General features: G+C 56.9%; 14 protein-coding genes. 13 read left to right on the top strand and 1 reads right to left on the bottom strand.

Annotated elements, in window-relative coordinates:
- Nucleotides 1-190: 190 nt before the first annotated feature.
- Nucleotides 191-649 carry a hypothetical protein gene (locus ACI7RC_RS08655; RefSeq protein WP_408107842.1) on the top strand — a complete coding sequence of 153 codons (459 nt, stop codon included), beginning with the start codon at nucleotides 191-193 and terminating at the stop codon, nucleotides 647-649.
- 149 nt (nucleotides 650-798) lie between these two features.
- Nucleotides 799-942 carry a hypothetical protein gene (locus ACI7RC_RS08650; protein ID WP_408107841.1) on the top strand — a complete coding sequence of 48 codons (144 nt, stop codon included), beginning with the start codon at nucleotides 799-801 and terminating at the stop codon, nucleotides 940-942.
- 64 nt (nucleotides 943-1006) lie between these two features.
- Here ACI7RC_RS08650 and ACI7RC_RS08645 read toward each other — a convergent pair whose 3' ends face one another.
- Nucleotides 1007-1459 carry a hypothetical protein gene (locus tag ACI7RC_RS08645; protein ID WP_408107840.1) on the bottom strand — a complete coding sequence of 151 codons (453 nt, stop codon included), beginning with the start codon at nucleotides 1457-1459 and terminating at the stop codon, nucleotides 1007-1009.
- A 184-nt stretch (nucleotides 1460-1643) separates the two neighbouring features.
- On the opposite strand from ACI7RC_RS08645, the gene ACI7RC_RS08640 reads away from it, so the two are divergent.
- The 11 genes from ACI7RC_RS08640 to eutC all read left to right on the top strand — a co-directional run bounded on the left by ACI7RC_RS08640 (nucleotide 1644) and on the right by eutC (nucleotide 11510).
- Nucleotides 1644-2786 (top strand): extracellular solute-binding protein, encoded by a 1143-nt coding sequence (locus ACI7RC_RS08640; protein WP_408107839.1) that lies wholly within the window; start codon nucleotides 1644-1646, stop codon nucleotides 2784-2786.
- Between the two features lie 2 nt (nucleotides 2787-2788).
- Nucleotides 2789-3640 carry an ABC transporter permease gene (locus ACI7RC_RS08635; RefSeq protein WP_019122088.1) on the top strand — a complete coding sequence of 284 codons (852 nt, stop codon included), beginning with the start codon at nucleotides 2789-2791 and terminating at the stop codon, nucleotides 3638-3640.
- Nucleotides 3637-4464 (top strand): ABC transporter permease, encoded by an 828-nt coding sequence (locus ACI7RC_RS08630; RefSeq protein WP_019122087.1) that lies wholly within the window; start codon nucleotides 3637-3639, stop codon nucleotides 4462-4464. Before ACI7RC_RS08635 ends, ACI7RC_RS08630 begins: the two co-directional genes overlap by 4 nt.
- Before the next feature lie 2 nt (nucleotides 4465-4466).
- On the top strand, nucleotides 4467-5507 hold the full coding sequence (locus tag ACI7RC_RS08625) for an ABC transporter ATP-binding protein (RefSeq protein WP_408107838.1): 1041 nt from the start codon (nucleotides 4467-4469) through the stop codon (nucleotides 5505-5507).
- 11 nt (nucleotides 5508-5518) lie between these two features.
- Nucleotides 5519-6244: a glycerophosphodiester phosphodiesterase gene (locus ACI7RC_RS08620; RefSeq protein WP_408107837.1), complete on the top strand. Its 726-nt coding sequence runs from the start codon at nucleotides 5519-5521 to the stop codon at nucleotides 6242-6244.
- Nucleotides 6245-6271: 27 nt separating this feature from the next.
- Nucleotides 6272-6829, top strand: coding sequence for an MgtC/SapB family protein (locus ACI7RC_RS08615; protein WP_408107836.1), 558 nt, complete (start codon nucleotides 6272-6274; stop codon nucleotides 6827-6829).
- Between the two features lie 193 nt (nucleotides 6830-7022).
- Entirely contained in the window at nucleotides 7023-7364 is a 342-nt protein-coding gene (gene eutS / locus ACI7RC_RS08610; protein WP_408107835.1) for an ethanolamine utilization microcompartment protein EutS, read from the top strand.
- A gap of 2 nt (nucleotides 7365-7366) precedes the next feature.
- Entirely contained in the window at nucleotides 7367-7822 is a 456-nt protein-coding gene (locus tag ACI7RC_RS08605) for a EutP/PduV family microcompartment system protein (protein ID WP_408107834.1), read from the top strand.
- A gap of 28 nt (nucleotides 7823-7850) precedes the next feature.
- Complete coding sequence (locus tag ACI7RC_RS08600) at nucleotides 7851-9317, top strand: ethanolamine ammonia-lyase reactivating factor EutA (RefSeq protein WP_408107833.1); 1467 nt, start codon at nucleotides 7851-7853, stop codon at nucleotides 9315-9317.
- Nucleotides 9314-10675: an ethanolamine ammonia-lyase subunit EutB gene (locus ACI7RC_RS08595; protein ID WP_408107832.1), complete on the top strand. Its 1362-nt coding sequence runs from the start codon at nucleotides 9314-9316 to the stop codon at nucleotides 10673-10675. The genes ACI7RC_RS08600 and ACI7RC_RS08595 overlap by 4 nt, the downstream gene beginning before the upstream one ends.
- Nucleotides 10676-10688: 13 nt before the next feature.
- A complete protein-coding gene (eutC, locus tag ACI7RC_RS08590; RefSeq protein ID WP_408107831.1) occupies nucleotides 10689-11510 on the top strand; it encodes an ethanolamine ammonia-lyase subunit EutC in 822 nt (273 codons plus the stop codon).
- The last annotated feature ends 20 nt before the right edge of the window (nucleotides 11511-11530 follow it).

Raw genomic sequence — 11530 nt, 5'->3', positions numbered from 1 at the left:
TTTGTCGAAAAAAGTAACTGGGCAGCTTCAGGATTGTTTTTCTGCATGGGCTAAAGCAACCGGAAAAAGTGGTGAGAAACGCTTCATCTGCATCAATCGACGAAGAACCAAAGCTGGCCTTTTTTGTTTGTCCAAAGCCCTAAGGGGTGGTAGGATGATAGTAAAGATTCCGAACGGGAGGCTATGATGGATGAGCGGAGATCAATTGGCCACTTTGGTGCTCGAAGCGCTATCAAGATTTGACAAAAGATTTGATTCGCTTGAAAGTCGCTTGGACAGGATTGAAACCCGTTTGGATTCGATGGAAAAGCGCCTGGATTCGCTTGAGGCTCGAATGGATTCGCTTGAGGCTCGAATGGATTCGCTTGAAGCTCGAATGAGCTCACTTGAAGCTCGCATGGATTCGCTTGAGGTGCGTATGGATTCACTTGAGGTGCGCATGGGTTCACTTGAGGCTCGCATGGATTCACTTGAGGCTCGAATGGATTCACTTGAGATTGAATTGAAGGAATTCAGGAATGAGGCGAATACGGCTTTTGACCGTCTAGAGCGCCGCCAGGATCGATTTTCCCTTCGCCTAGAGTCAGTCGAAACGGATGTCAGCTTATTGCTCGATAAAATATACGTTCATGAGGTGCAAAAGGAGTAAACAGCCCAGAGATCCCCGGGTTTACACGACCAAGTTCCGTCCTCCTTCAACATCGCAATGTTCCTATATTTTGCCGCAGGCATTTAATCATAGCATGCCAAACGCGGGACATAATAGTCTAAAGGCAAGCAGTAAAATGGAGGAACGCAATGGATAAGCACAATCATCTGGATCAATTGCCGATTGCCGCTCTGACGCCGGAGCAGTTGGAAAAACTGCGCCAAGCGGAGGAACAGCTCAATCAGGAAGGAAACACCGTCTACTTGATCGCCTTGGCCAAAGAAACAGGTTAGCAGGCGCCGCATTTCCTTGCCGAAGCAAAAACGTTATTTGGGAGGGAGCAACGGCTCTCTTTTTTTATTCCTTTTTCTGTTCCATGGGCTGTAATTCTTCTACCTTGCTTATTTCCCATGAAAACAGGGACGTCCTGTGCAATATAACCAACAGAGATCCCGCATACACACCGCGAATTTGATTATCCTCACTGTAATCGATCGTCTCCAACCACGCCACTACCTGAACTTGATCGTTATCGCTTGCCGCTTGATGCACCCGAACACCAGGCAATGCGAGGTGGCGGCCAACTGCAAATTCGTCAAAAGAGCGAATGAGTGAAATCTCCTCCTGTGTAAGTGAAACACCTTCGTCGTTTCCATTTCTTACGTTTTCAATGGCAAGCTTCACTTCATTCTCTGGAGAGTACTTTCCTTTTAGGATAAAACATGCTGCAAATAATGCGATCAGCGTCAACAGGCCCACACTTGAAAGCAGGACACGGCTAACCTGTTGACGGTGAATCTCTTTCCCCATCAATGTCACCCCCCATGTTTACGAATACCCGAGACCGACTTTACCAATGTTTATTCCACAACAAGCAGATTTTTCCTGTCTGCGGAAATCAGCTTCCCCGCGATGAATGAGCCGGACTGCTTGCGAATATCTTGGCATAAAGGGTTGTTCATAGGCCATCAGGCGGAAAAAGGGGGAAGCGAAGATGGGAATTTCGGCAGCGAAAAGGTTGTTCGCAGCGCTGTTGGTCAGTTCGATAGGATTGCTCTCGGCCTGCGGAGGCGGCACGTCCAGTTCAACGGAGGGGAAAGGAGGTCCGTCGGCCGCACCGGCGGAGCCGGCCGCCGATTACGCCGAGTTGTCACCTGACCAGTTGGCGGAGAAGATCAAGGCGGAAGGGGCGATCGTCAGCTACGGAATGCCGGATACGTGGGCAAACTACGAAGAGATCTGGAAGACCTTTACGGAAAAATACGGGATTACTCACACGGATACGGATATGTCCAGTGCAGAGGAACTGGCCAAGTTTGAGGCGGAGAAAGATAAGCCGGTCGCCGATGTAGGGGATGTGGGAATCACGTTCGGCCCGACCGGAAAAAGCCGCAGCATCTTGACAGCGCACAAAAACAAGTACTGGGGAGAAATCCCTGACTGGGCCAAAGATCCCGAGGGCTACTGGTGCTCGGAGTATACCGGCTCCATCTCGTTTATCGTCAACACCAAGAAGGTGACGAATGTGCCGAAGAGCTTCGCCGACCTGTTAAAGCCGGAATATAAAGGAAAGGTGTCGATCGACGATCCGATGCGCTCCGCACAGGCGAAAGCGGGCGTACTGGCAGCCGCCTTCTCCCGGGGCGGAGACGAGGCGAATATCCAGCCGGGCATCGATTTCTTTAAGGAGCTGTTTCAAGCTGGCAACTACAAGCCGCTGGAGGTGAATATCGCCAACGTTCAAAAAGGGGAAATCGCTGTTGGGATTATCTGGGATTTCAACTCGCTAAACTGGAAAGACCAGCTGCACATGGATGAGCTGACGGTCGTCATTCCGACTGACGGTTCGGTGACCATCCCGTATGTCGCCGTGATCAACAAATACGCTCCCCATCCGTACGCAGCCAAGGCGTTCAACGATTTTCTGTTCAGCGACGAAGCTCAGATCGCCTACGCCAAAGGGTTCGCCCGCCCGATCCGAAACGTCAAGCTGCCGGACGAAGTAGCCAAGAAGCTCCTGCCTGATTCCGCCTATACGGCTTCGAAGACGATCAAGGATTACGCCAAGTGGGATGAGACAGCCTCCAAAGCCATTCCCGCCCTGTGGGAAGAACAGGTACTGCCGGAGCAGAAGTAGCAATGAAACGAAAGCAACTGTGGATGTACGCTGCCGTCATGCTGCCCGCTCTGCTCGTATTGGCCGCGTTTGAAATCTTGCCCGCCCTGCGCCTCCTTGCCAGCAGCTTTTCCGGCAGGGAGGGGGGCTTTACGCTCGAACATTACGAAAAGGCGCTGTTTAGCAAATTTTATCTGCAATCGCTGCAGAACAGCCTGTCCCTGTCTGTCTTTTCTACCTTGCTTGGGCTTTTGATCGGCACCCTTGCCGCCTACGCGATGTTTCGCAGCGGCAAGCGGGCCCACAAGTGGATGACCACGTTCGTCAGCATTACGGTGAATTTCGCCGGAGTTCCGCTGGCGTTCGCCTTTATCGTCATCATGGGCAGCAACGGAATGGTGACGATCCTGTTTGCCAAGCTGTTCGGCCTGGACCTGTATGGCGCAGGCTTTACCCTGTATGGCATTGTCGGCCTGTCGCTGGCTTACGTCTACTTCCAGATTCCCCTGGCCACGCTGCTGATGGTGCCTGCCTTTTACGGCATCAAGCGGGAATGGGAGGAAGCGGCATTCATCCTCGGGGCAAAACCGGCGCAGTTCTGGAGGCGGGTGGGGATTCCCGTAATCGCGCCGGCGTTGGCCGGGACATTTGGCATTCTGTTCGCCAATGCCATCGGCGCCTACGCGACGGCCTACGCGCTGACCACCGGCATCTTCAATATCCTGCCGCTCCGCCTGTCGCGGCTGATCGCGGGCGAAGTCAGCTACGAGCCGGAGCTGGCCAGCGCGGTGGCGATGGTGCTGGCCGTCATCATGATCGCCGGCATCTGGCTGAATCGGATGATGCTGAACCGCTACAGAGGGGGGAGAGGATGAGCCGTAAAGCGTTTGTTGCCGCGATTTACCTGGTGGTCTTGCTCTACCTGGGGCTGCCGATCATCGGCACGTTGCTCTTTTCGCTGGCGGACAAGTGGGACGCTACCGTGCTGCCGGAGACCTATACCGTCAAATGGTATCTGCAGATGTTTACCGACTCTGCCGTGCTGCTGGCGATCGGCCGGTCGCTCCTGGTGGCGGGAGCGACCGTACTGTGCAATCTGATCATTTTCGTGCCAGCCGTGCTGCTGGTCAGTCTGTTCTTTCCGCGCCTTCAGGGAGTGCTGCGGACGTTGGCGCTGTTGCCTTTTGCCTTTCCGGGAGTGATCCTTGCCGTCGGGTTGATCCAGCTGTACTCCTCAGGAATTCTGCCGATTGCCGGAACCTTCTGGATTTTGCTGTTCGCCTATATGATCGTCTGCCTTCCTTACATGTACAATGCGGTGGTCAACAGCGTCACAGCGCTTGACGGCAAACGTCTGGTCGAAGCGGCCCAGACGCTGGGGGCGCCGATGCGCAAGATTTTTACGCGGATCCTCCTGCCCAACATCCTGCCGGGAGTGATCAACGGCAGCATCCTGACCTTTTCGGTGGCACTCGGCGAGTTTGTCCTCGCCAACATGCTGGTCGGCGGACAATTTCCTACGCTGCAGGTGATCCTGGAGAAGGCCTCCCACAAGGACGGCCACCTGTCCAGCGCGATGGTCGTACTCTACTTCGTCATCGTCAGCCTGGCCTCGCTTGTTCTGCTTTGGCTGATGGAGCGGGTATTTCATAAAAAGGCGGATGCCACAGGGTTCTCGGGCGGAGCAAAGGAGGGGTAAACATGGGATATGTCGAATTATCTAACCTTGACAAATACTACAAACAAAATCAAGTCGTCAAGGATCTCACCCTGTCGATTGAAAAAGGAGAGTTTCTCACATTGCTCGGCCCTTCCGGATGCGGCAAGACGACGACGCTGAGGATTGTGGCCGGGTTGGAGGAGGCAGACCGCGGCAAAGTCAGGATCGCCGGCAAGGACGTGACCGCCATCCCGGCGAGCGAACGGAACATCGGCATGGTATTTCAATCCTACGCGCTGTTCCCCAATCTGTCAGCTCTCGAAAACATCATGTTTGGCCTGGAGATGAAACGGGTGCCGAAGGGAAGGGCAAGACAGAGGGCGATGGAATTGGTCGAGCGTGTCGGCTTGGCCGGACAGGAGCGCAAGCTGCCCGATCAACTCTCGGGCGGCCAGCAGCAGCGGGTGGCGCTGGCCCGTGCCCTGGCAGTCGAGCCGCAGGTGCTGCTGCTGGATGAGCCGCTCAGTGCGCTGGATGCCAAAATTCGCGAGTCGCTGCGGGATCTGCTCAAAGAGCTGCAGCGCGATCTGGGCGTTACGACGATCTTTGTGACCCATGATCAGGATGAAGCGCTGGCCTTGTCCGATCGGATTGCCGTCATGGATGCGGGCAGGATCATCCAATTGGACACTCCTTACCAGGTCTACCGCAATCCTGTTAACCGTTTTGCGGCCGAATTTATCGGAACGTTCAATTTTTTGTCAGCGACGGCAGAAGCAGGCGGAACGATTCGTTTTGGCTCAAATGTGCTGCACACGGCCCATCCGGTTTCGCCCGGGCCGGTTACGGTCGGCATCCGTCCGGAGAGCATAAAGCTGGCAGAGGGGCGGAAGACAGGCAATTTGCTGGAGGGGCGGATCGCGGCGATCAAACTGCACGGCAGCATCATTCGGCTGCAATGCAGGGTAGAGGAGGCCGAGCTCTATGTGGACCTGCTCAACGACCAGGCGTCAGACGAGCTTGGCGAAGGCGATTCTGTGCTTTTGTCGGTCAAGGAAGAAGACCTCGTATTAATCGAATAGGGGGGAGAAAGATGCGCTCGCTTCCATTGATACTGGCGCATCGCGGCGCTTCCGCCCACGCGCCGGAGAATACGCTGGCTGCGTTTCGCCTCGGCTTTGAGCAGGGGGCTGACGGTATTGAGCTGGACGTCCACCTTACCCGTGATGGCAGGCTCGCCGTCATCCACGACCATACGTTGGAGAGAACGACCAACGGCACCGGGCTGGCGGGAAAGAAAACGCTGGCCGAGCTGGCCAAGCTGGATGCAGGTTCGTGGTTTGACAGCCGTTTTGCCCAGGAAAAAGTGCCGGCGCTGGAAGAAGTGCTCGAGCTTTGTCCGGCGGGGGCGATTGTCAATATTGAACTGAAAAACGGCCCCGTGTTTTATCCGCGTTTTGCCGAAGCGTTGGCAGAGACGCTTCGGTCCTGGAAGCAGAAGCTCGCTCTCGTCATCTCTTCTTTCGATCATCGCGTACTGGCACAAGTGCACCAGGCGGACAGCGAGCTGCCGCTGGGCCTTTTATATGAGGCCGTGCTCTACGACCCGATCGCGTATGTGCGTTCTTTGCCTTATCCGGTTCAATCCCTCCACGTCTGGCATCATCTGGCGACGTCCGAGCTGATCGCATCGGCCCATCGCGAGGGGCTGCGGGTCTTGGTCTATACGGTGAATCATCCGGATGACTTTGCCCGCGCCGTCGGAGCAGGAGTGGATGGCATTATCACAAACGTACCAGGTACTTATTGCAGAAAATAAAGCAGCAGTGGAGGTGCCGTGTGCACAATGGAAAGCTTCTGGGAATTTCTAGGGGTTGAAGATGGTTGGGTTCTGCTAGGGATTTTAGTCAGGATGGCGGCGGCGATCGTCGTCGGCGCGGTCATCGGGTTGGAGCGGGAGCGGTACTACAAGTCGCGGAATCAGACAAAAGCTGCGGGTATTCGCACCTATTCTCTGGTTTGTTTCGGAAGCTGTCTGTTCGGGATTGCCTCCATTCACGGTTTTCAGTCGCATCTCTTGAACGCTGCGGGATTGGTCGGAGATCCCGGGCGCGTAGCGGCACAAGTCGTCGCCGGCGTCGGTTTTCTCGGTGCGGGGGCGATTATCAAGGATCACGGACAGATCCGCGGATTGACGACTGCCGCCGGCCTCTGGGTAGCGGCAGCCCTCGGTCTGGTGCTCAGTTCCAAACTGTTCGTCATCGGTCTGATCGCCGCAATCTTGACGTACTTTATGCTTGATTTGCCGCGGATTTTCCCCGGGTTGTTCCGCTTTGCCGTTCAGGACGAGCCTGAGGAGTCCGAGCACACCGAACAGCGCGATGAGAAAACGGCGTCCCATTGAACGGGGCAAATGATGGAAAAGCGGTTGCAATTTCGTTGCAATCGTTTTATCATTGGTTAAAAGATTCTAAATTTTCGGAAGTAATCAACCCGAAGGCTCAGGTGCCTTGGACGCAGGAGGTTCTGCACCAAGTCACCTTTTTTGGTCGATGGCGGCCATAAAGCGAAGCAGACAGGCAGAGGGAGGTTTTTGGATGGATGAGGAAAGGCAGAGGGTGATCCAGGAGTATGTGCCCGGAAAACAGGTGACGCTGGCCCACGTCATCGCCAACCCGGATCCGGTTCTCTACACCAAGCTCGGACTGAAAGAAGCGGGTGCGATCGGCATTCTCACGTTGACCCCGACGGAGACGTCGATTATCGCTGCCGACATCGCGACCAAAGCGGCTGACGTCGAGCTGGGCTTTCTCGACCGGTTTACCGGATCGCTGGTGATCACAGGCGAGGTAGCCGCAGTCGAGATGGCCATCACTGCGGTAAACGGATTTCTCAGCGAAAAGCTGCGCTTTGCCACGGCGCTGCTGACGAGGTCTTAGCCATGGGCCGGGCGATGATCATCGGTGCGGTCGGCGCCGGAAAAACGTCTCTGGTGCAGGCGCTGTTTGCCGACCGGCAGCCGGCGCGCAAGACGCAGGCATTGGAGTACCGGGACTGGGTGATCGACACGCCGGGAGAGTACAGCGAAAATCCGATGTACTACCGCTCGTTGATGGCGACTGCACTGGAATCGGGCGTGTTGGTGATGGTCCAGGACGCCGCGCGGGAGCGGAATTATTTTCCCCCGGGTTTTGCTCAAGGGTTTCCGCTTCGCCCGATTGGAGTCATCACCAAAGCGGATCATCCCAAGGCGAATGTGGAGCGGGCGAAATCGCTCTTGCGGGAATCGCTGCCGGAAGGGGATATCTTTGTCACTTCGGCGTATGCAGGCAAAGGGATTGACGAACTGCGGGCCAGGCTGCTGCAGGACCTGGGCCTGGCAGGGGATGCCGATTAGAGAACGTGCTTTTGGGGAGGAGTAAGACGTGGAGGAACAGTGGATTACCAGTGTCGGCATCGATTTGGGGACGAGCACGACCAAATTTATCGTCAGCAGGCTGCGGCTGGCCCGCATGTCCAGCCACTTTTCCCTGCCCAGATACCAGATCGTCGAGCGGGAGTTGATCTATGCCGGCGCGATTTACAGCACCCCCTTAAAAACGAGCGACGAGATCGACGTGGACCGGGTCTCCCGAATCCTGCAAGAAGAGTACAAGCGGGCCGGGCTCACACTCTCCGAAGTCAAGTCGGGAGCAGTGATCATCACCGGCGAGACGGCGACCAAACAAAATGCGCAGGAGATCGTGCATTTTTTGGCCGAGCGTTCCGGCGACTTCGTCGTCGCTACGGCAGGGGCTGACCTGGAGGGAGTTTTGGCCGGCATGGGTTCGGGGGCCCAAGCCCGTTCCCGGAACATACATGGCGTAATCGCCAACATCGACGTCGGCGGGGGGACTGCCAACACAGCCTTGTTTCAGCGCGGCAAAGCGATCGGGACGGTCACCTTCCACATCGGCGGACGGCTCGTTCGCCTCGATCAGGCAGGCGTGATTCACTACATTGCACCGGCGCTTCAGCCCTGGCTTCGGGAACGCGGCTTTCGGATCGTGCCGGGGCAGCAGGTCAGCTACGCTTTGCTGCAGGAGATCGCCCGCCAGCTTAGCCGCTGCCTGTTGTCCTATTTGGCCGGCAAGGAGCGGGGAGCGGCTGCCGGGCTGCTGTTGGGGCAGCCGCTTGCGGAGGTTCCAGAGATCGACGAGGTCATGATCTCCGGCGGAATCGGGCAGCTCATCGGCGAACCTGCGCCGACGAACCTGGAAGAAACAGCGAAGTACGGAGATTTCGGGCCGCTCTTGGCTCACGCGCTTGCAGAGGAGAGCCGGCACTGCCCGTTTCGCGTCCTCCCGGCGGAACAGACGGTACGGGCCACGGTCATCGGAGCCGGCATGCAGAGTACGGAGATCAGCGGCTCTACCGTCCACATCGACGCCTCGCTCTTGCCGCTGCGAAACGTGCCCGTGCTCAAGCTGGAAACGGGCGGCCGGCAACTGACCGCAGCCGCGGTAAAAGCGGAGATCGGGCAAGTGATGGAGCTGGGCCGCCGGCTGTTCGACCCGACGGTATCGCCGCCGTTTGCACTGGCGATCACCGGCATGGGGTACTGTTCGTACGCCGAACTGCAGCTGCTGGCAGACGAGCTGTCCGCCCAGTTTTCGTCAGCATTTCCACAGAGCGGCATCATGGCCGTCATCTGTGAAAACGATATGGCCAAAGCGCTGGGGCAGTCGCTCACGATCCGCTGCAAAAACCGGCCGCGCGTGATCTGCATCGACCAGGTGCGGGTGGAGTACGGGGACTACATCGACCTGGGCGAGCCGATCGCCGGAACGATGATTCCCGTCGTGATCAAAACGCTCGCGTTTCACGAAGCCGCAAAGGAGGGGAGCCAATGAGATTAAAGACAAACGTGCTGGGACAGACGTACCAGTTTCGCGACCTCAAAGAGGTCATGGCCAAGGCGAATGAAGAGAAGTCAGGGGATCAGCTTGCCGGCATCGCCGCCGCCGACATGCGGGAGAGGGTGGCGGCGAAGCAGGTCCTCGCCGATCTGACACTTGCGGACATCCGAAACAATCCGCTTCTGCCCCCGGAAGAGGATGACGTCTCCCGGGTGATTGAAGCCGGGATAAACGAAAAGATCTACAGTCAGATCAAAAATTGGTCGTTCGCCGAGCTGCGGGAGTACATCCTCCGCTCCGATGTGGGCGCAGATGACTTAAAACGGATCAGCCGCGGTTTGTCCAGCGAAATGGTCGCCGCCGTCGCCAAGCTGATGTCCAATCTCGATCTGATTCAAGCTGCGGCCAAAGTAGAGGTTATCACCCATTGCAACATCACGATCGGGCAGAAGGGGGTGCTGGCCGGCCGGGCACAGCCCAACCATCCGACCGACAGCATTCCCGGGATTATCGCTTCGCTGTACGAGGCGCTCAGTTACGGGATCGGCGATGCGGTGATTGGAGTCAATCCGGTGATCGACACCACCGACAGCGTCAAAAATATCCTGCAGGCGACCAAAGAAGTGATGGACAAATGGCAGGTTCCCACGCAAAACTGCGTCTTGGCCCACGTCACGACCCAGATGCGGGCGATCCGCCAGGGAGCGCCTGCCGATATGATTTTCCAGAGCCTGGCGGGAACGCAGCAGGGCAATACGGCCTTCGGCATCAGCGTCGAACTGCTGGACGAAGCAGACGAGCTGATCCGAAGGGAGGGCACGTCGACCGGGCCCAACTGCTGGTATTTTGAAACCGGGCAGGGATCGGAGCTGTCCTCGGACGCCCACTTCGGGATCGACCAGGTGACACTGGAGTCGCGCTGCTACGGCTTGGCCAAAAAGTACCGCCCGTTCATCGTCAATACCGTAGTCGGATTCATCGGACCCGAGTATCTCTACGACAGCAAACAGGTCATCCGCGCCGGCCTGGAGGATCACTTCATGGGCAAGCTGCAAGGGCTGCCGATGGGTGTAGACGTTTGTTACACCAACCACATCAAGGCAGATCAAAACGATATGGACAATCTCGCCGTACTGCTGGCGGCCGCCGGGGTGCATTACCTGATCGGCGTGCCGATGGCGGATGACTGCATGTTAAACTACCAATCTACCAGCTACCATGACATCGCCACACTTCGGGAGCTGCAGGGACTGCGTCCGGCGCCGGCATTTGAACAGTGGCTGGAGAAGATGGGGCTCATGGAGCGCGGGAAGTTGACGCCGATCGCCGGCGATCCGACGATTTTCATGTGAAGGGGGCGGCCCGATGAAAGAAGAGCTTGTGCTTGATGTGTTGGTGGATAAGGTGTTGGCGGAGCTGGAACGAAAGCGCGGAAAGGCAAAAAGCGAGGACGTCACGCAAGGAGAGCACAGCGATCGAGAGGAAGCCGAAATAGCCGTTCCCCAGCCCAAGTGGGGGGAGGGGCTTCGCGAGCTTTTGGTCAGCACGCCCGCCCGCATCGGAGTGTGGCGGGCCGGAACGCGCCCGCTGACCAAGGAGGTGCTTCGCTTTCGCCGCGATCACGCCGCCGCTGTAGATGCGGTCTACGGCGAGGTGAGTCAAAGCACTCTGGACGAATTTCAGCTGTTTACCGTGGAAACCTGCTTTCAAAATACGGAAAACTACTTGAAGCGGCCGGATATGGGCCGAATCATCACGGACGAAGGCGTCTCGACGATCAAACAGAAGTGCAAGCAAAGGCCGCAAGTGCAGATCGTCGTATCCGACGGTTTGAGCGCCAACGCGGTCGACGCCAATTTGCGCGATGTGTTTCCCGCTTTGCTGGATTCGCTAAAAGCGTACGGGCTGCAGTGGGGCACGCCGTTTTTTGTCCGCGGCGGTCGGGTGGCGTGTATGGACCACATCGGCGAAATCCTCCAGCCGGACGTTTTTGTGCTCCTGATCGGGGAGCGGCCGGGACTGGTCTCGGCACAGTCAATGAGCGCCTACATGTGCTACCGCCCCCGCAAAGGAACAGTTGAATCGCAGCGAACAGTCATCTCCAATATCCATAAAGGAGGGACACCCCCGATTGAAGCCGGGGCCCACATCGGCACGGTGTTAAAAAAACTACGACTGACCAATTAACATACAAAATGTATATTCTG

Source organism: Brevibacillus sp. B_LB10_24 (assembly GCF_046036945.1).
Lineage (GTDB): Bacteria > Bacillota > Bacilli > Brevibacillales > Brevibacillaceae > Brevibacillus_C.
This window is presented reverse-complemented; position numbering and strand designations above follow the sequence as displayed.

Coding starts and splice junctions, on each gene's coding strand:
- ACI7RC_RS08655 (WP_408107842.1), top strand. CDS start 191: ATGAGCGGAGATCAATTGGCCACTTTGGTGCTCGAAGCGCTATCAAGA.
- ACI7RC_RS08650 (WP_408107841.1), top strand. CDS start 799: ATGGATAAGCACAATCATCTGGATCAATTGCCGATTGCCGCTCTGACG.
- ACI7RC_RS08645 (WP_408107840.1), bottom strand. CDS start 1,459: ATGGGGAAAGAGATTCACCGTCAACAGGTTAGCCGTGTCCTGCTTTCA.
- ACI7RC_RS08640 (WP_408107839.1), top strand. CDS start 1,644: ATGGGAATTTCGGCAGCGAAAAGGTTGTTCGCAGCGCTGTTGGTCAGT.
- ACI7RC_RS08635 (WP_019122088.1), top strand. CDS start 2,789: ATGAAACGAAAGCAACTGTGGATGTACGCTGCCGTCATGCTGCCCGCT.
- ACI7RC_RS08630 (WP_019122087.1), top strand. CDS start 3,637: ATGAGCCGTAAAGCGTTTGTTGCCGCGATTTACCTGGTGGTCTTGCTC.
- ACI7RC_RS08625 (WP_408107838.1), top strand. CDS start 4,467: ATGGGATATGTCGAATTATCTAACCTTGACAAATACTACAAACAAAAT.
- ACI7RC_RS08620 (WP_408107837.1), top strand. CDS start 5,519: ATGCGCTCGCTTCCATTGATACTGGCGCATCGCGGCGCTTCCGCCCAC.
- ACI7RC_RS08615 (WP_408107836.1), top strand. CDS start 6,272: ATGGAAAGCTTCTGGGAATTTCTAGGGGTTGAAGATGGTTGGGTTCTG.
- eutS (WP_408107835.1), top strand. CDS start 7,023: ATGGATGAGGAAAGGCAGAGGGTGATCCAGGAGTATGTGCCCGGAAAA.
- ACI7RC_RS08605 (WP_408107834.1), top strand. CDS start 7,367: ATGGGCCGGGCGATGATCATCGGTGCGGTCGGCGCCGGAAAAACGTCT.
- ACI7RC_RS08595 (WP_408107832.1), top strand. CDS start 9,314: ATGAGATTAAAGACAAACGTGCTGGGACAGACGTACCAGTTTCGCGAC.
- eutC (WP_408107831.1), top strand. CDS start 10,689: ATGAAAGAAGAGCTTGTGCTTGATGTGTTGGTGGATAAGGTGTTGGCG.